Source organism: Brevundimonas sp. Root608 (assembly GCF_001427825.1).
Taxonomy (GTDB): Bacteria; Pseudomonadota; Alphaproteobacteria; order Caulobacterales; family Caulobacteraceae; genus Brevundimonas.
This window is the reverse complement of sequence record NZ_LMGT01000001.1, coordinates 942,476-961,518: the sequence shown is the minus strand read 5'-3', so window position 1 is coordinate 961,518 and position 19,043 is coordinate 942,476. Positions and strand designations below refer to the sequence as shown.

12 protein-coding genes are annotated in these 19,043 nt (G+C 68.2%); 4 read left to right on the top strand and 8 right to left on the bottom strand.

All coding sequences use genetic code 11. The annotated features are described in order from the left end of the window. The first annotated feature begins 65 nt into the window (after window positions 1-65). A complete protein-coding gene (locus tag ASD59_RS04550) occupies window positions 66-1,553 on the top strand; it encodes a replicative DNA helicase (protein ID WP_055829716.1) in 1,488 nt (495 codons plus the stop codon). 33 nt (window positions 1,554-1,586) lie between these two features. Here the strand turns inward: ASD59_RS04550 and ASD59_RS04545 are convergent, their stop codons facing one another. The 7 genes from ASD59_RS04545 to ASD59_RS04515 all read right to left on the bottom strand — a co-directional run bounded on the left by ASD59_RS04545 (window position 1,587) and on the right by ASD59_RS04515 (window position 13,861). Next, window positions 1,587-4,805: a discoidin domain-containing protein gene (locus ASD59_RS04545; protein ID WP_055828923.1), complete on the bottom strand. Its 3,219-nt coding sequence runs from the start codon at window positions 4,803-4,805 to the stop codon at window positions 1,587-1,589. After that, window positions 4,802-5,617, bottom strand: coding sequence for a carbohydrate ABC transporter permease (locus ASD59_RS04540; protein ID WP_055828920.1), 816 nt, complete (start codon window positions 5,615-5,617; stop codon window positions 4,802-4,804). The genes ASD59_RS04545 and ASD59_RS04540 overlap by 4 nt, the downstream gene beginning before the upstream one ends. Before the next feature lie 166 nt (window positions 5,618-5,783). After that, entirely contained in the window at window positions 5,784-6,719 is a 936-nt protein-coding gene (locus ASD59_RS04535) for a carbohydrate ABC transporter permease (RefSeq protein WP_082560040.1), read from the bottom strand. Window positions 6,720-6,882: 163 nt separating this feature from the next. Beyond that, window positions 6,883-8,160, bottom strand: coding sequence for an extracellular solute-binding protein (locus tag ASD59_RS04530; RefSeq protein WP_200943652.1), 1,278 nt, complete (start codon window positions 8,158-8,160; stop codon window positions 6,883-6,885). Further along, entirely contained in the window at window positions 8,157-9,617 is a 1,461-nt protein-coding gene (locus ASD59_RS04525; RefSeq protein WP_055829710.1) for a glucoamylase family protein, read from the bottom strand. Before ASD59_RS04525 ends, ASD59_RS04530 begins: the two co-directional genes overlap by 4 nt. A 90-nt stretch (window positions 9,618-9,707) precedes the next feature. Then, window positions 9,708-12,788 (bottom strand): TonB-dependent receptor, encoded by a 3,081-nt coding sequence (locus ASD59_RS04520; RefSeq protein ID WP_055828918.1) that lies wholly within the window; start codon window positions 12,786-12,788, stop codon window positions 9,708-9,710. After that, window positions 12,788-13,861, bottom strand: a complete 1,074-nt coding sequence (locus tag ASD59_RS04515; RefSeq protein ID WP_055828915.1) for a LacI family DNA-binding transcriptional regulator — start codon at window positions 13,859-13,861, stop codon at window positions 12,788-12,790. Before ASD59_RS04515 ends, ASD59_RS04520 begins: the two co-directional genes overlap by 1 nt. A gap of 256 nt (window positions 13,862-14,117) precedes the next feature. Between ASD59_RS04515 and ASD59_RS04510 the strand changes: the two genes are divergently transcribed. Beyond that, window positions 14,118-15,488 (top strand): GH1 family beta-glucosidase, encoded by a 1,371-nt coding sequence (locus tag ASD59_RS04510; protein ID WP_055828912.1) that lies wholly within the window; start codon window positions 14,118-14,120, stop codon window positions 15,486-15,488. Between the two features lie 3 nt (window positions 15,489-15,491). Here the strand turns inward: ASD59_RS04510 and ASD59_RS04505 are convergent, their stop codons facing one another. Further along, the gene (locus ASD59_RS04505; RefSeq protein WP_156376925.1) at window positions 15,492-16,979 is read right to left on the bottom strand and encodes a carboxylesterase/lipase family protein; all 1,488 of its coding nucleotides are present in this window, start codon (window positions 16,977-16,979) and stop codon (window positions 15,492-15,494) included. Window positions 16,980-17,135: 156 nt separating this feature from the next. Between ASD59_RS04505 and ASD59_RS04500 the strand changes: the two genes are divergently transcribed. Together ASD59_RS04500 and ASD59_RS04495 are read left to right on the top strand one after the other, a co-directional pair. After that, window positions 17,136-18,662 carry a PAS domain-containing sensor histidine kinase gene (locus ASD59_RS04500; protein ID WP_235561716.1) on the top strand — a complete coding sequence of 509 codons (1,527 nt, stop codon included), beginning with the start codon at window positions 17,136-17,138 and terminating at the stop codon, window positions 18,660-18,662. Beyond that, window positions 18,659-19,036 (top strand): response regulator, encoded by a 378-nt coding sequence (locus ASD59_RS04495; protein ID WP_055828907.1) that lies wholly within the window; start codon window positions 18,659-18,661, stop codon window positions 19,034-19,036. The genes ASD59_RS04500 and ASD59_RS04495 overlap by 4 nt, the downstream gene beginning before the upstream one ends. Window positions 19,037-19,043: the final 7 nt, after the last annotated feature.

Genomic DNA, 19,043 nt, shown 5'->3' with positions numbered 1-19,043 from the left:
TGTCCCCGTCGAAGGCTGCGTCCGAACCTGTCGTAGCGCGCGCGCAGGGGTAAGACATGACCCCCATGAACGCCCTCGCACCGCTTGCCTTCCCCGGTCCCGCCGACTCGGGATCGATCCCGTCCATGCCGCACAACCTGGAGGCGGAGCAGGCCCTGCTGGGCTCGCTGATGTTCGACAACGCCGTGTTCGAACGGCTCAGCGACCGGCTGCGCGGCGGCCATTTCTACGAGCCGTTCCACCAGCGCCTGTACGAGGCCATCGAGGACCATATCCGCCAGGGCATGCTGGCCGAGCCGACCATCCTGATGGAGCGGTTCAAGCAGGACCCCGCCTTCCAGGAGTTCGGCGGCCTGCGCTATTTGGCCGACCTTGTCGACCGCGCCCCGCCGGCGGCCAACGCCCCCGACTACGCCCGCGTCGTCTACGACCTGGCCCTGCGCCGCGACCTGATCCGCATCGGCGGCGAGATCGTCAGGGAGGCGCCCCAGCCCGAAACCGCCGCCATCGACCAGATCGAACAGGCGGAACAGCGGCTCTACACCCTGGCCGAGACCGGCAAGCCGTCGTCGGGTTTCGTCAGCTTCTCACAGGCCCTCGGCGGGGCGGTGCAGATGGCGGCCGAGGCCTATCAGCGAGACGGCAAGCTGGCCGGTCTGGCCACCCATCTGGACGATCTCGACGCCAAGCTGGGCGGCCTGCACCCCTCCGACCTTCTGGTCCTCGCCGGCCGTCCGTCGATGGGCAAGACGGCGCTGGCGACCAACATCGCCTTCAACGTCGCCCGCAACTACCGCTGGGAGCCGACGCCCGAGGGCCGCAAGACCGTCAACGGCGGGGTGGTGGCCTTCTACTCGCTGGAAATGAGCGCCGAACAGCTGGCCATGCGTATTCTGGCCGACGCCTCGGGCGTGTCGTCGGACAAGCTGCGCAAGGGCGAGATCGACGCCGCCGACTTCGGCAAGATCCGCGAGGCCGCGGTCGAGATCGGCGAAAGCCCCCTGTTCATCGACGCCACCGGCGGCCTGTCGATCTCCAAGCTGGCCGCGCGCGCCCGCCGCCTGAAGCGGATGGAGCACGGGCTGGACCTGATCATCGTCGACTACCTGCAACTCATCACCGTCGGCGAGGGCAACAACCAGAAGAACCGGGTGCAGGAGGTGTCGGAAATCACCGGCGCCCTGAAGGCGCTGGCGAAGGAACTGTCGGTGCCGATCATCGCCCTGTCGCAGCTGTCGCGTCAGGTCGAGCAGCGCGAGGACAAGCGGCCGCAGCTGTCCGACCTGCGCGAATCCGGCTCGATCGAGCAGGACGCCGACTGCGTCATGTTCGTGTACCGGGAAAGCTACTACCTGGGCCGCGCCGAGCCGCGCGAGGGCTCGCCGGAACACCTGCAGTGGCAGGAGGACATGGACCGGCTGGAGCATCAGGCCGAGGTCGTCATCGGCAAGCAGCGTCACGGCCCGATCGGCATCATCAAGCTGAGCTTCGACGCCAACACGACCAAGTTCGGCAACCTGGCGCAGGGCCAGCGGTACGACAACTACGAATAAGTCTTCTTCTCCCCTTGGGGGAGAAGGATATCGTCAGCGCATCTCCACACGGCGCGCGCCCGCCGGGATAGCCAGGTCCGACCCGTTCCAGTCCGCCGCCCGGCCGTCGATGCGCACCCGGGCCGGCGGCCTCTCGCCCGCAGGCCACTGGATGACGAAGCCGCCCGGAGGGGTGGCGGCCCCGTCCAGCGTCAGCACATAGGCGTCGCTATCCCCACGCAGCCGGTAGGTCAGCGGGCCGTAAGCGGTCCGCACGCCCGCGACGCCCACTCCCTCGCCCGCCAGCCACGCTGTCGGCACGCCCGCCGCCAGCACCAGGGCGTGGTCGCGGTCGCGCTCATAGACCAGCAGGTCCAGGGCCGAGCGGATGTAGTCCGAGCTGATCCAGGCGTGCGGCATGTCGCCGATGAAACGGGGCTCGCGAATGTCGCGGCCGACCACCTCGGCCCAGCCGTTCCAGGCGCGCGGGCGAATGTCGGCGAAGTAGAAGTCCAGCGCCCGCAGGGCCTGGGCCCGCCGCCCCAGACGGACCAGCGCCCCGACGTTGCGCAGTTCGTAGGGGGTGTAGTCCTTCCACGCCTGCCGGTTCTCCTGCCGGGCGGTGAAGTTGTCCCACCATTTGTCGAAGGTGCCTTTCAGCAGGCCTTGCGGCAGTTCGTCGATCAGCCCGCCGGGCGACAGGGCGATGGTGGTCGAGGTGGCGTCGAAATCGCCCCGGTCGGCGGCCCCGGCGATCCAGTCGATGCCATGCACCCGCGCGGTCGCCTCGATGGAGGCCATGATGTCGGTGCGGAACTCGGCCCCGCCGGCGCGGATGCGGGCGGCGCCGGGCGCGTCGCCCAGCGTGTCGGCGATGAAGGCGGCGTCGCGGTAGCCCAGCAGGCCCCAGAAATCATCCCAGTAGGAATAGGCCGGCCGGTCCGAATAGCCCTCGTGGCTGATCGTCGGCGGCAGGAGGCCGAACAGGTGACGCTTATCCGCCGCCTCGAATTCCGCCGTGCGGGTCGAGGCGCGCAGGCCGTCCATATAGCCGATCGCCGCCTGGACCTGCGGCCAGACCTCGCGCAGCAGGGCCTCGTCCCGGGTGTAGCGGTATGTCTCGGCGGCGAGGAAGACGAACTCGCCGTGGCTGTCGTTCTCGGGCACCGGGTCGGCCCCGCGGCTGTCGGCGCAGCACGGCACCTTGCCATTGTCGAACACCAGAGGCGCGAACCAGCGCAGATAGTCGGCCGACAGCCTCTCATGCCCCAGCCGGTTCAGGCCCTCGGCCATCATGGCCCCGTCGCGGATCCAGCTGCGGTTATAGGAACGCGTGCCCGGCTGGAGGATGGGGCCCTGCCGGGACATCAGCATGTGGGCGAGCGAGGAGCGCATCACGTCCTCGATGCGCTGGGCCTCCGGCGGCAGGGTCAGGTCGAAGCGGTCGAGCCTGGCGCGCCATGCGGCGGCGACGCGGGTCTGGGCCGCGTCCAGCGCCGCCTCGATCGAGCCGGTGACGGGTCCGTCGGGAACGCCGCCCGCGAGCGCCGTCCGGGTTCCGAAGGTCCGGGTCTGGCCGGGCTGGAGCGTCACCTCATACAGCAGGGCGCCGGCCATCAGGTCCGTGGCGTCGGACTCCACCTGCCGCTCGCCGACGTTCCGGCGCGCGCCGGCCGAGGCCAGCAGGCTTTGCGGATCGGCCCCGGCGGCGAAGGTCGAGAGGGCGATCGCATCGGGCCGGACCAGAGGGTTCACCCGGATGGCGTCGTTCAGCACCATGGCGCCGCCGTTCCAGTCGATCTGCTGGATGGGCCCCACGCCGCCCGGCGTGGTCAGGAACTGGGTCGGCCCGTTCACCTGGAGCGGTCGGGCCATCAGCGCCAGAGTGAGGGTCTGGACCCGGTTCGAGGTGTTGGTCAGGGCGTAGCGGCCATAGATCTGGGCCGCCTCGGGCGTCCCGTCCGCGAAGGCCGTCGTCGCCAGCGTCCAGCCTTCGCCGGTCCAGGTCACGCTGGGGATCGGCAGGTCGCCGTCCTGCAGCGACTGGCTGATCTCGACATCCGCCCATGTCACGACCCGCCCGTTCTCGATCACGAACGGCTCGATCGACGGCCCGCCGCGGCGCAGTTCGATGGCGCCGTCCTCGCCCATCAGGCCGCTCTCGCCGCCGCCGTCGACGCCGACGAGCGTCCAGTAGGGCTGTTCGCCGACGAAGCCGCGCGGATAGAGGCCGCGGCGGCTCTCGCCCGCCACGGCGCGCATGAATGCAGTCGGCGTCTCGCCGAACGACAGGGGTTCGATCTCGAGCGCGTTCAGGGCGTAGGCGTCGGCGCGGCGGGCGTTCAGCATCTGGCCCGCGCCGCTCTGGGTCGCATGGGCCGGGCCGTCGCCGGTCGGGGCCAGCAGCTCCAGCCGCAGCCAGCGCGCCGAGGCCTCGGGCGTGCGCAGCCAGTCGACGCCGCCGTCGCCGTCGCTCACCGCCGCCAGTTCGCGCCAGTCCTGTCGGTCCGACGAGGCCATGAGCCGATAGCGCGACGCCGCCAGCCCTTCGGCCCAGCGCAGGGTGACGCCGCCGAATTCGCGTTCGTATCCGAGGTCCAGCGTCAGGCTCTGTTCGCCTGCGCCGCTCGTGCGCCAGGCCGTGCCGGGGTCATCGTCCACCGCACGGGCGGCGACGTTCAGCCCCTCCTCGCTGCTGGCGCTGGCCAGCGGACGCGGCGGCACTGAGGGTTCGGGGGGGAGTTCGCGCAGCTCCAGCTGGTCGACCTCGATCCAGCCCTCGCCGCCCTCGCCCGCCGTGACGACGAACTCGATCCGCTCGGCGCCGCGGAAGGTGCGGTTCGGGTTCGGGCCCCAGGCCCAGATGATCTGGCGCGCCTTGATGGTGTAGCGGGTCCATTCGGCGTTGGCCCGGAAGCCGCGGATCTGGCGCCAGTGGACATTGTCGCCCGAGCCGTCGACGAATTTGATCTCCAGCGTATTGGGCTGCATCTCGCCGCGCAGCCAGAAGCTGATCTCATAGTTGGCGGGAACGTCCAGATCGAGGGCGCGTGCCGCGAAGGCGTAGCCGGAACGACCGTTGAAATCATAGTCCAGCCGCATGGCCTTGCCGTCGTGGCCGGGCGTGCTCGCGATGGCCGAAGACACGTCGGTGGAGGCGTCGGCGGACCACGGGGTCAGGGTCTCGAACGCGTCGAGGACGCGCGGGGTCTGGGCGTGGACGGCGGTCGCCAGCAGGGCGAACGCGCCCGCGATCGCGACGAACAGCCTCATCCCTTCACGCTGCCCGCCAGCATGCCGCGGATGTAGTAGCGCTGCAGGGCGAGGAAGAGGATCAGCACCGGCGCCACGGTGATGACGGCGCCCGCCATCATCAGCTCGATGTCCTGAACGTGCTCGCGCGACAGCGCCGCCAGCGCCACCGGCAGGGTGTAGTTGGACTGGTCGGTCAGAATGATCAGCGGCCACAGGAAGTCGTTCCAGCTGCCGAGGAAGACGAACAGGGCCAGGGTGACGATGATCGGCTGCAGCGTCGGCAGGACGATGCGGCGGAAGATCTGCCCTTCGGAGGCGCCGTCGATGCGGGCGGCCTCCAGCATCTCGTCGGGGATGCTGAGCGAATACTGGCGCACCAGGAACAGGCCGAAGATCGAGGCCAGCCACGGCACCAGGGCGCCGGCGTAGGTGTTCACCAGCCCCATCGACTTCAGCATCAGGAACAGCGGCAGGGTGCCGATCTGGGCCGGCACCACCAGCGCCCCGACCAGGATCTGAAACACCCGGTCGCGGCCCTTGAAGGCCAGTTTAGCGAAGGCGTAGCCGGCCGGCACGGTGAACAGCAGCGCCAGGCCGGTGGCCAGCGACGCGAGCGCGAAGCTGTTCCACAGATAACGGCCCATGCCCTGGGTCACGAAGAGGTCGCGGTAGTGATCCAGCGTCCACGTCTTCGGCAACAGCGGCGGCGGGAAGGTCGCGGCCTCGCCCGTGGTCATGAAGCTGACCGACAGCATCCACAGCAGCGGGAACAGGACGATCAGGCCGATCAGGCCGACCGCGACGTTGAGGACGATCGCTTTGACCTTCATGCGACCGACCCTCTCCCGCCGTCATCCTCGGGCTTGACCCGAGGATCGGATGTCGGCCCGCATGGCGTATGGTCGATGGCCCTCCGGTCGTCGTGATCCCCCCGCCTCTGAGCGCCGGATGGTCCGATCCTCGGGTCAAGCCCGAGGATGACGGTGCTGTTGGCGGTCATTCGTAAGCCCCCATCCGCTTCGCCACCGCCAGCTGCACCAGGGTCACGGCCAGGATGCAGAGGAACAGGATGAAGGCCACGGCGCTGGCGGAGCCGAGGTTCCACCATTTGAAGCCCTCTTCGTACATGAAGTAGAGCACCGTCACGGTCGACTGGGCCGGCCCGCCCTGCGTCATCACATAGGGCTCGGCGAACAGCTGGAAGAAGCCCGCCACCGAGATGATCGACACCAGCAGCAGGGTCGGGGCGATGGCCGGCAGGGTGACGTGCCGGAACTGCTTCCAGGGCCCGGCCCCGTCGATGCGCGCGGCCTCATACAGGTCGTCCGGCACGGTCTGAAGAACCGCCAGGAAGATCAGCATATTGTAGCCGAAAATCTTCCAGACCACGAACATCAGTATGGCCGGGATCGAGGTCGAGGGCTGGCCCAGCCAGTCGACGGGCGGCAGGCCGAGGCCCTGGATCGCCCAGTTGATGACGCCGTATTTGGTGTGCAGCAGGTAGTTCCACAGCACCGCCGTCGCGACCAGGGTCGTCACATAGGGGGCGAAGAACATGACCCGCCAGATTGGCCGCCATCTGATCACCCGCGCATTGAGGATCACCGCCGCCGCCAGCGAGGTCGCGATCGACACCGGCACGCCGATCAGGGCGAACAGGCCGGTGTTCTTCATCGCCCCCCAGAACAGCGGATTGCCCAGCAACCGCTCATAGTTCTGCAGTCCCACGAAGCGGACGTTGCCGATGTCGGCCAGGGCGTAGATGTCGAAATCGGTCAGGCTGAGCAGCAGGGCCGAGAAGACGGGAATGGCGAAGAAGACCGCGATGGCGATCAGGGCTGGCGCCACGAACCCCCAGGCCGCGCGCTCGCGGGATCGGGGCGTCCCGGTTTTTCGCGTCGGCTTCGCAAGCACGGTCGCGTCCATCGTCATGTTCCTTCTCCCCTTGGGAGAGAAGGTGGCTCGCGAAGCGAGACGGATGAGGGGTGGGGCTCGACAGACATACAGGCAGCGGATGAGCATGAGGCCGCAAGCCCCCTCATCCGGCCCTCCGGGCCACCTTCTCCCCCGAGGGGAGAAGGGAAACGCATGCGCTTCATGTCGCCCTCCCCTGTTCGATCATCCAGCGGCGCTTCTCCAGCAGGCGGTCGGCGCGGCGGTCGATCTCTGCGGCGGCGGCGCGCGGCGTGAACTGGCCGCGCACCATGCGTTCGGCGACGATCTGCATCTCGGTGACGATCCGCTCCCACTCCGGCACCTTGGGCACGGCCCTGGCCCGCGACAGCTGGCCCTTGAAGGCGGCGACATAGGGGTCGTTGGCCACCGCCGGCGTCGCCCAGGCGCTTTCGCGCGCCGGCAGGTCGCCGGTGATGGTGTTGAAGCGCGCCTGCACCGCCGGATCGGCCAGATAGCGCACCAGCTTCCAGGCCGCCTCCTGATGCGGCGACTGACGATAGACCACCAGCGACGATCCGCCCGGCGCCGAGGCGCCCGGCCCGGTCGGCCCCGGCACGCCCGAGGTCATCCAGCGGGTCGTCGGCTTCAGCCGGTTCTTGAAATCGCCGATTGTCCAGGGGCCGGAGAAGTAGAAGCTGAAATAGCCGCGCTCGAACTCGGTCCAGACGTTGGAGATCTGGGTCGAGGACGCCACCGGGGCCAGACCCTCGTCGAACAGGCTCTTGTAGAATTCCAGCGCGGCGACGAAGGAGGCGCTGGAGAAATTGCCCCGCGTGTCGCGGTCGCGCAGCAGAGGCTCGGCGCCCTGCAGGCCGAAGGTCAGCAGCTGTTCGAACTCGTTGACCGGCAGCAGGACGGCGTAGTTGCCGGGCCCCGCCACGCGCTTGACCGCATGCATGGCCGCCTTCCACGTCTCCCAGGTCTGGGGCACGCCGTCGCCGAACCCGGCCTGCTCCAGCAGGTCGGCGCGGTAATAGATCAGCCGGGTGTCGACGTACCAGGGCACGCCTACCACCTCCCCGCCGATACGGTTGGTCTCCAGCACGGCCGGGAACTGGTCGGTCAGCAGGTCCGAGGCGAAGGCCGGCAGGGCGCTGATCGCCCCGATGGCCGCCATCTCCGACACCCAGGTGTTGCCCACCTGGCTGAGGTCCGGCAGCGAACTGCCGGCGTATGAGGTCAGCAGCTTGGAATGGGCCGCCGTCCACGGCAGGGCCTGGACCTCGACCTTGATCCCCGGGTTCAGCCGTTCGAACCCGGGCAGGATCTGCGGCACATTGGTCGCCTCATTGCCCATGGCCCAGAAGCGCAGTCGGGTGACCCCGTCGCTCCGTGCGCCGCAACCGGCCAGACCCGTCGCCGCCGCGCCCGCCAGCAGCCCCAGGGCCGTCCGCCGATCGGGGCGCAGCCCGGTCACAGCGCGCGCACCGCCGGTAGATCGAGCCAGCCCCCGTGGAAGCCGGCCCGTTTCAGGCCACGCACGAGATTGGGCTCCAGCCGCATCCTGCTCCAGACGGCCTCGGACCGACCGTTCTCGATCTGGATCACGATCGGTCCCTGGTCGATGCCCAGATAGTCGCCGTCGACCCAGCCCACGCCCGGCACGATGCGGCCGTGCTGCAGCCGTCCGTCGCGCTGCGTCAGTGTCGGGTTGAACGAGTCCAGGAAGCCGAACTCCGTGTAGACGCCGGCCCCGTAGCGCGCCTTCATCGCCTTCAGGCAGGCCGTCACCTCGGCCGGGGCGAAGGGATAGGACGCCATGGCGGCTGTCGGCGCGATGGTGCCGTCGTCGCGGTCGCCGGGGCCGCGGGCCGAATAGCTGAAGAACTCGCGCTCGCGCCCGGCGATGACCTGTTTGAAATCGCCCGGTCCGTCGCAGGCCGTGAGGCCCCAGACGTCGGCCGAATAGCCGGCCCAGCCCATCGGATTGTCGATGGCGTACTGGCGCTGCGCCTGCACCGCCCGGACGCTGTTGATGCGATAGTCAAACTCCTCGCCCGTCTCGCGGATCTTGGCCCGGATCCACGGGTCGTAGATGCCGCCGAAATCGACGAACATGTGGCTGTACTGGTGGCCGAACAGCGGGGCGAAGGCCAGGTGCGCGGGGCCCCAGCGGTCAGTCCAGCTGCGGTCGTAGACGCTGCACCATTCGTCCCAGACGGCCGCGGGAACCGGATGGGTCCGGCTGCCGATGGCCAGCAGCAGGACCAGCATGCCCTCGTTGTAGATGTGCCAGTCGGACGGGATGAAGCCCGTTTCCGGATGCCAGCCCATCGAGACGCGGTTGGGCCGCACCACGGCCCAGTCCCACTCGATACGGTCATAGACGGCCTGGGCCAGCCGTCGGATTTCGGCCTCGTCGGCATGGTCGCCGTCGAACCAGCGCGCCGCGAACAACATGCCCGCGACCAGCAGGGTGGTGTCGACCGTCGACAGCTCGGTGCGGCCGAACCGGTGACCCGTCTCCATGTCGAGGAAGTGGTAGAAGAAGCCCTTGTATCCCGTGACGCCCGTGGCCTGGGGCCCCTGCGGCGCGTCGTGGAAGAAGCGGATGGTGGTCAGGGTGCGCTCGCGCGCCTCCTCGCGGCTCATCCAGCCGCGCTCGACGCCGATGGGCCAGCAGGTCAGGGCGAAGCCCACGGCGGCGACCGACGAGAAGGACTCGGTCGGCCAGCGGTCGGGCGTCAGGCCGTTGGCGCGGTTGGTGACGTGCGTGAACCAGTTGAAGGTACGCTGTTGCAGCTCGTCGACCTCGGGGTCGATCAGCGGCGTTCCGGGTTTGAAATAGTCGAGCCCGGCCGCGCCGCATCCGCCGACGGACAGGGCCGCAACGCCCGCGACCGTGGAGCCCATCAGAAACCGGCGGCGATCCATGGTCTCCATCCTCGTACTCAAGCTCCCGACAGTCAAAAAATGGCCGCCCCTCGTCGGGATCGAGGGGCGGCCGTCAGGCTCAGGAGACGGTTAGAAGCTGTAACGCATACCCAGCTGGAAGGTGCGGGTCGGGAACAGCACCCTCGACGGCTTCTCGAAGTTCGGGTTGGGGTTGGCGAGCGAGCCCGTACCGCCGTCGAAGCCGGTGAAGTTGTCGAAGTTGAACACGTTGATGACGTCCACGAAGAGCGACAGTTCCGACCCGCCGAACACCGTGAAGTCCTTCGTCAGACGCAGATCGAGGTTCCGGTAGGCGAACGAGTTCGGGATGATGAAGTTGTACTGCTGCGGACGGCCGTGCATCGGGCGGTAGACGAAGTTGGGGCCGCGTCCGTCGAACACGTCGAAGGGCGTGCCCGAACCCAGCGTCAGTATCCCCGACAGCTGGAAGTCGAGGGGCAGGTCAACGATGCCGTTGGCCACGATGCGGTGACGCTCGTCAGTGGAGGTCGGACGGACCGGCGAACTTTCGATGCTGAAGCAATCGAAGCAGAAGTTGTCGTTGCCGCCGTTCTGTTCGGCTTGCGACCAGGTGTAGGCGACGTTCAGGCCCCAGCCGGAGTCGGGCGTGTAGTTCTTGTCCAGCTTGACGTAGAGGGCCCGGAACTCGCGCTCCTTGTTGTGGTCCGACGCGAAATAGCCCCGATAGGGGTTGGTCCCGCCAGGACCGCAGAAGCCGCCGTTGTCGCCGAAGCCGCCGCCGTCGTTGCCGCGTGTGGGTTCGCGGCAGCGGGTCACGTACGCCCAGGTGAACTCGTTCTCGGTCTTGCCGTAGGCGAGGGTGAACTCGCTCTGCCAGTCGCCGAACCGCTGGCGGAGGCCCAGGTTGAACTGGTCCGTCATCGGCGGCTCGAAGTCGTTGGCCAGCAGGAAGGCTTCGCCCTTGCCGGGGAGGGTCGCCAGGGCCGGATCGAGACCGGCGGCCGTGCTGTATGAGGCCTGCCACAGGATGGGATCGCCGGCGTCGCCCGGCAGGTCCACGCCCGGACCCGGATCGCGATCCTGCCCTGCGGGACGGCCGGTGGTGCTGAAGAAGGCGTTCTTGCGGATGTCGAACGGCTTGACCAGTTCGTCGTACGAGAAGTTGAAGTTGACCCGGTCATAGTACCGACCGGCGCCGCCGAAGATCACCGTGCGGCGGTCCCCGAACACGTCGTACGAGAAGCCGATGCGGGGCTGGAAGGCGCCCGCGAACGGATCGCGGTTGTCGCCCGTCGAGATGTAGTCGGCGCGGTTGAACCAGCTGGGAGCATAGCCTGCGGGCTTGCCGCCGTCGGTCGAGGCGATCCACTGATCCAGGCCCGCGATGACGCTGGCCGGGGTCACATAGTCGTTGTTGTTGGCGTTGGTCTCATAGTCCCAGCGGATGCCGAGGTTCAGCTCCAGCTGGTCCGTGATCCGCCAGTCGTCCTGGGCGTACAGGCCGATGACCGTGTTATCGAGATCGACCTCGGGGAAGGCCTGACCCAGTTCGACGCGGTAGGGCACCGTGGTGCTGCCGCTCAGTTCCGGGCGGCCGTCGACGTCGTAGTAGAAGAGCGGGTTCCGGCCGAACTGCTTGTTCACCTCATAGTTCTGCAGCGACACCTTGGCGCCCAGCTTGATGGTGTGGAAGCCGTGCATCTCGAGGTCATTGAATGTCAGGTCGTCGCGGAAGGTGAGCGCGTTGTCGTGAATGTCCTGGGTGCTGTCCCGGCCGCCCCGGTTGAAGACGGTCTGACCGCCGAAATAGTTGGGCTGGAAGCCCGGCGCCGGATTGGTGTCGGTGAACAGCCGGTAGTTCTCGCCCAGATCCGTGAAGTTGGCGGCGCCCGGGTTGTAATTGTAGTCGCGGTAATCGACGGCGAACTCGTTCAGGAACGAGTCTGTCCGCCACTGGTGGCGGAGGTTGCTGGTCAGGGTCGTCTGCTGAAGATCGTTGGCGCGCTCGACGGAGGTCGGGCCGTTGCCGAAGTCACGGAGATCGGATTCGTCGCGATAGGTGACGCTCCAGTCGATCAGGTGGCCGTCCGCCGGTTGCCAGCTGAGCTTGCCGAAGAACAGGTCTTCCTCGAACGGCGCGGCGAAGGTGCCGAGATACGGGCCGAACTGGGCGACGAAGCGCGGGTCCTGAAGGTCCAGGCTGACCGTACGGGCGCGGTTTTCCTGCTTGTGCTCGTACGTCCCGAAGAAGTGCAGCGTGTCCCGAATGATGGGTCCGCCCAGGGCGAAGCCGTACTGCTGGACCTCGAGGTCGGCCTTCGGCTCGTTCCGCGCATCAGCGAACGAATCCTGGGTGACCATGTCCTGATCGCGGTAGACGCCGAAGATCTCGCCGTGGAACTCGTTGGTGCCCGAGCGGGTGACGGCGGTGATGATCGCCGACGAGGCCTGTTCGTACTCAGCCTTGAAATTCTGGCTGACGACGCGGAATTCCTGGACGCCGGCCTGCGGGAAGGGGTTACCGCGGCTGTCGTCCTGGCCGATGATGCCGCCGGCGATGACGTTGGACTTCAGGCTGGCGCCGTCGATGAAGGCGTTGATCGATTCCGCGCGCTGACCGCCGGCGGTGATCTGCTGCTCTTCCTCGTTCAGCGAAAGACGGACGCCCGGCGCCAGGGCCGCGAAGTTGAGGAAGTTGCGGTTGATCTGCGGCAGGGTGTTGATCTGCTGCGTCGTGACGTTGGTCGCGTTCTCGGGCGTGCGCACCTCGGCCAGACGGCGGCCGGTGACGACCACGTCGCCCAGCTCCGTGGCGTTGGGATCAACCGCGCCGGTGACGACCGGCGCGCCGACCGCCAGATCCAGATCGCCGACCTGGCCGACGCCAATCGTGACGACGTCCGACGCCGTTTCGCCCTCCGCCGTCGTCACCGTCACCTCATAGGTGCCGGGACGCAGACCCGACAGCACATAGCCGCCGTTGGCGTTGGCGGTGGACCGGGTGGTGAAGCCCGACGACGTGTCGCGCGCCACGATCACGGCTCCGGCCTCGGCGACGCCGTCGTCCGTGACGGAACCGCGGATGGTCGATGTCGTGACCTGGGCGGAAACCCCGCCGGCGCAAGCCAGCGAGACGGCCAGGGCGAGGGCGGAAGCCGCCCCCATGTATTGAATGGATTTGCGGGTCATCAGGTATTCTCCCCCTTCAGAGATGGCGTGGCGGCGTCGGCGCGAAGGCGCCCGCCGGATTGGGACTGGTCGGATGTCGCCGGCTGGCTTGACGGGCGCACGACCAGCTCGGGCCGTACGACCTCGCATGCGGTGTCGGCGACGGCTTCGCCCGCTGCGTTGATCATGCGGACAAGGCGCTCGAGGGCGCCGCGTCCGGTTTCTGCAATCCTGATTCTGAGCGTGGTCAGGGCGGGCCGGACCAGGCTGGCGATCGGCACGTCGTCGAAGCCGACGATGGCGACGTCCTCGGGCACCCGCAGTCCGGCGTCCTGCAGGGCCAGCATGGCGCCGACGGCCATGTTGTCATTGCCGGCGAAGACCGCGTCGGGCCGGGAGTCGCCTGCGGCCAAAGCTGCGCCCGCGTCGTGACCCGAGGCCTGGGTGAATGCGCCCTCGACCACGTTCGTGGGCAGTCCGGCCTGCGCCATGGCCTCGAGATAGCCGGCCAGCCGGGTCTCCGCCTCGAGGTTTCCGGTCGGGCCCGAAATATGGGCGATGCGTCGGCGGCCGGTGGCGATCAGATGCTCGACGGCCTGGATCGCGCCGCCGTGGTTGTCGACGACGATCGAGGGCCGGCTGGCGTCGGCGCCGCCGTTCATCAGCAGGATCGGGGTGCGGCCCGCGAGGCCGGCGGCCAGATTGGCGGCGTCGAGATGGGGCGAGAGAACGATCAGGCCATCGACGCGGCCGCGCATCGAACGGATCGCCGCCGACGCCTCTTCCGCGTCGTCGTGCGAACTGGAGACGATCAGGTGATAGCCAAGCGCCCGGGCGGCGACATCCATGCCGCGGATCAGCTCGGAGAAGAACTCGCCATACAGGTCCGGCAGGATGACGCCGATCGTCTGGCTCTTGCTGGTCGACAGGCTGCGGGCGCCGGAATGCGGCACGTACTGGAGCGCTTCAGCGGCCGCCAGGACCTTGTTGCGGGTCGCTTCGGTGACCGGGCCGGCGCCGTTGAGGACGCGCGAAACCGAGGCCACGGACACATCGGCCCGCCGGGCGACATCGCGGATCGTGGCGGCCTTCACGCCACCGCCTCCACGCAGGTCTGCCGGATCGCCATCGGCGTCAAAATTCATCCTCCCTGGGAAATTCCAGCCCCGGCCCGCTTGTCGCGGGTCCGTCCGAAAAAACCGTGTAACCGATTACATGACACACTAGTCAGGCGCCCCGCAAGTGCCCTAGTTTGGTCACATGGAGGTTGTGCTGCGGACGCTACACGCGTACCGACCGCCGCCGACCTCCCCTTTCAGTTCGCGTTTCCGCTTGCCGAGGCCTTTCGATATGACTTCAGACAATGCAGGCAACTATCGGTTTCCTGACGGTTTTCTGTGGGGCGCCGCGACGGCCGCCTATCAGATTGAAGGCTCGTCCATGGCCGATGGCGCGGGCGCGTCCATCTGGGATCGCTTCAGCCACACCCCCGGCATGATGCTGAACGGCGACACCGGCGACGTGGCCTGCGACCATTACAACCGCTGGCGCGAGGACATCGACCTGATGACCCGGCTGAACCTCCAGGCCTACCGGTTCTCGGTCAGCTGGAGCCGGGTGATTCCGGAGGGCCGCGGGGCCATCAATCCGAAGGGGCTCGACTTCTACGACAAGCTGGTCGACGGCCTGCTCGAGAAGGGCATCGAGCCGCTCTGCACCCTCTATCACTGGGACCTGCCGGCGGCGCTGGACGATCGCGGCGGCTGGCTCAACCCCGACATCGCCGACTGGTTCGCCGACTACGGCCAGGTCCTGTTCGAGAAGTTCAAGGGCCGGGTGAAGACCTGGGGCACCATCAACGAGCCCTGGGTGATCGTCGACGGCGGCTATCTGCACGGCGCCCTGGCCCCCGGCCACAAGTCGGCCTTCGAGGCCATGATCGCGGGCCACAACGTTCTGCGCGCCCACGGCGCGGCGGTGAAGCGCTTCCGTGAAGTCGGCGAAGGCCAGATCGGCATCGTGCTCAACATCGAGCCCAAATACTCCGCCTCCGACAAGCCCGAGGACGAGGCCGCGCGCAAGCGCGCCGAGGCCCAGATGAACCGCTGGTTCCTCGACCCCCTGATGGGCCGCGGCTATCCGGAAGAGCTCAAGGACGTTTATGGCGAGGCGTACCGCGAGTTCCCGCAGGAGGACTTCGACCTGATCGCCCAGCCCACCGACTGGATGGGTCTGAACTGGTACACCCGCTCGGTGCCCGAGAACGCCCCCGACGCCTGGCCGACCCGCTCACGTCCGGTGAAACAGGTCCAGCACGCCCACACCGAAACCGGCTGGGAGGTCTATCCCCCCGCCCTCACCGACACCCTCGTCTGGCTGCACGAACAGACCGGCGGCAAGCTGCCGCTGATGGTCACCGAGAACGGGTCGGCCTGGTACGATCCGCCCCACGCCATCGACGGCCGCATCCAGGATCCGCTGCGGGTCGACTATCTGAAGAACCACCTCAAGGCCCTGCACGACGCTATAGGCAAGGGCGTCGACGTGCGCGGCTACATGGCCTGGTCGCTGCTCGACAATCTCGAATGGTCGCTGGGCTATTCCAAGCGCTTCGGCATCACCCATGTGAACTTCCTGACCCAGGAGCGGACCATCAAGGATTCCGGCCTGCTGTACGCCGAGGTCATCAGGACCCACGGCGCGGTTCTGGACACGCTCTGAGCCTCAGCGCACCCGGGCGTAATAGGCCTCGATCAGATCCAGCCGGTCCGCGAACGGGATCGGCTTCGCCACGGGGCCGTCATTGGTGAACTCCAGCAGTTGGTCCCGCCCGGGGCCGAATTCCGGCCAGGCGGGCCGGCCTTCTCCGTTGGGATCTCCCTTGGCCGCGAACCGGGTCCAGTAGCCGGCCATAGCGTCCGCCGCCCGCTGGTCCCGCTCGCCCATCGGCCGCCCGACGGTGTGCAGATTGTCGAACACATAGGGCCGTTCGGACGCATGGGTCGCGCCGCCGCTGGGCTCCGGATTGGAGTCCGGCACGACATCGAAGCGGTACAGGTACGTCGGGTGACCATTGCGGGCGTGCAGCCGCGCCAGATGCCGGGCCGGCTCGTTGAAGGCCAGATCGCTGACCACATGGGCGCGATAGCCGTCCTCGCCGCCATAGGCCGCGTACAGATCGACCCGCTCCTGCGACGTCAGGGCGTCGTCGATCGCGCCATAGGGGCTGATCTCCTGCGGCCGGATCCACCAGAACTCGGCGCTGTTCGTGCCGATGATCAGCGGCACCGGGGCCTCGCGCCCGCCGGAGAAGGCGGTTTCCACGTCCTCCGTGACCAGTCGGCCGTCGATCACCAGATTGTCGCCGCCGTAGAAGTTCGGCGCCGGCCTCAGCAGCGCCTCGGCCGGGAGGTCGCGAAGCTCCGCCGCCGTCGTCGCCCCGATCGTCCGCGCGAAGGCCATGCCCCGGTCCCGCAGCGACGGACCGCCGACGGCCGACGGCGCGTCCAGCGGGACGCCCGTATCCCGACCCAGTCCCGACTGGACCACCGCCCGGTGGAACAGGCCGCGCGCCTCGGGCGAGATCATCAGCCGGGTCACCGCAGCCCCACCCGCGGACTCGCCGAAGACCGTGACATTCCCCGCATCGCCGCCGAACGCGCCGGCGTTCTCGCGCACCCATTTCAGCGCCGCGACGATGTCCATCATGCCGTAGTTGCCGCCCGGCTCTCCCTGCGCCCGTTCGGCGGCCAGCGCCGGATGGTCGAAGAAGCCCAGCCGGCCCAGCCGATAGTTGACCGTCACCACGACGACGCCCCGCTTCGCCAGGTTCGCGCCGTCGTACAGCGCCGCCGTGCCGGAGCCGTTGTTGAACCCGCCGCCGTGGATCCAGACCATCACCGGCCGCGGCTCCGCCCGCTCGGCCGGCGTCCAGACGTTCAGCGTGAGGCAGTCCTCGCTCATCGGCGGCGGACCCACGCCCGGATCCCCGCCGGACGGGGGCTGGATGCAGAGGGCGCCGACCTGTCCCGCGTCACGCGGCTGGCTCCACGGCGCCGGCGGCCGCGGCGCGCGCCAGCGCAGCGGCCCGACCGGCGGCGCGGCGTAGGGCACGCCCCTGAAGCTGCTCACCGCCCCCTCCCGACGACCGATCAGGACGCCCTGCTCGACGGTCGCGCGGGGATCTGGCGGCTCGACCGCGGATGGAGTCATCAGCAAAACCGCCGCGAGGAAAAATGAGGCAGGAAACATGAACCGACCCTAGCGCGACCGACCCCGGCGTCTCAAATAGCTTTGCGCCCCGCGCACGCGAACGGGTGAACCGATGACGGGTCAACGCGTTGTGGCCATAGTGGGGCGGGAATTGGCTTGAAATATCTGATGAAATCGGGCGACCTTGCGGTCGATCTGGCCGCGGCGTTCGACGCCTCGCCGAATCCCTACGTCCTGCTCACGCCCGATCTGCGCATCGCCGGCGCCAACCAGGCCTATCTGGACGTCACCAGCAGCACGCGCGACGCCATCGTCGGCCGTCCCCTCTTCGCCGCCTTCGATTCCGGGCCGGGCGAAGAGGCTCCCGAGAATGTGCGTCAGGTGAAGGCGTCGCTGGAAAAAGCCCGCGACGGCCGCAAGCGGGATCATCTCGCCCTTGTCCGGTTTTCCATCCCGCGCGCCGCCCCGCACGGCGAACCGGTCATGGAGGAGCGATTCTGGAGCGCCACCCACACGCCGATCCTCGACGCCTCCGGCGAGGTCGTCTGGCTGTTGCAGCACACGACGGACATCACCGAGCTGGAGTTGTTGCGCAATCGCATGGCGACCCCGGAAACCGCCTCGTCCACCAGCGCCCTGGACGCCATGATCGGGGGCAACGTCCTCGAGCGGGCCCGCATCGTCCAGGAGGACAACCTCCGTCTCGCCAGCGAACGCAACCGGCTGGTCGACATGTTCATGCAGGCGCCCGGCTTCGTCGCCGTGCTCGCCGGACCCGATCACGTCTTCCAGTTCTACAACGAGGCCTACCGGCGCCTGATCGGCCATCGCGATGTCGAGGGCCGGCCGGTCGCGGAAGCCCTGCCCGAGGTCGAGGGCCAGGGCTATATCGACATGCTGGACAGCGTGTTCGAGACGGGCGAGCCGGTCCAGGGCAAGGCCAGCCTGGTCCGGTTTCAGCGCGAACCGGGCGCGGAGCCGGACTCGGCCTATGTCGACTTCATCTACCAGCCGATCCGCGACGCCGACGGGCGCATCGTCGGGGTTTTCGTCCAGGGCCATGACGTGACCGATGTGGTGATGGCCGCCGAACGCCAGAAGCTGATGATCGACGAGCTCAATCACCGGGTGAAGAACACCCTCGCCACGGTTCAGTCGATCGCCATCCAGACCGCCCGCTCGCACCTCGATCCCCGCACCTTCGCCGAGGGGTTCCAGGCCCGTCTGCTGGCCCTGTCGCACACCCACGACCTGCTGACGCGCAGCCACTGGGAAGGCGCCGACCTGGGCGACATCCTCCAGCACGAGACGGCGGCCCACGGCGTTCACCGGGTGACGCTGAACGGACCGCCGATCGCCCTCGAGCCCGCCGCGGCCCTGTCGTTCGGGATGATTTTCCATGAACTTGCGACCAATGCGGCCAAGTACGGCGCCCTGTCGGCTCCGGACGGGCGGGTGCTGGTCGACTGGACGGTGGCCAATCAGGCCGGGCGCACCCTGCATCTGACCTGGCGCGAGGTCGGCGGCCCCCCGGTCCGCCCCCCGGAAGGCCGGGGTTTCGGCAGCCGGCTGATTGAACGAAACGTTCGTCACGATCTGGCGGGGGAGGTCAAACTGGACTACGCAAGCGACGGTTTCAGTGCGGACTTCTCGATTCCGCTCGATCGCGGGACACTTTCATGAGCGCACCTCTAACCGGCCGCCGGGTTCTCGTGGTCGAGGACGAATCCCTCGTCGCCATGCTGCTTGAGACCATTCTGGAAGACATGGGCTGCACCCCGGTGGGTCCCGCCGCCAATATCGACGAGGGCCTTGCCCTGGCGACGGACGGCGAACCCCTCGACGCCGCCCTTCTGGACGTCAATGTCGCCGGCCGTCAGGTCTTCCCCGTGGCCGAGGCGCTGAAGGCCCGCGGCGTGCCGTTCGTCTTCTCGACCGGCTATGGCGAGGGCGGCCTGCCCGAGGAATGGCGCGGCCAGGCCACGATCCAGAAACCCTTCACCGAGGCCGCCGTCCGCGACGCCCTGATGAAGGCGATGGGGGTCGAGAACGTCTAGGTTCCAG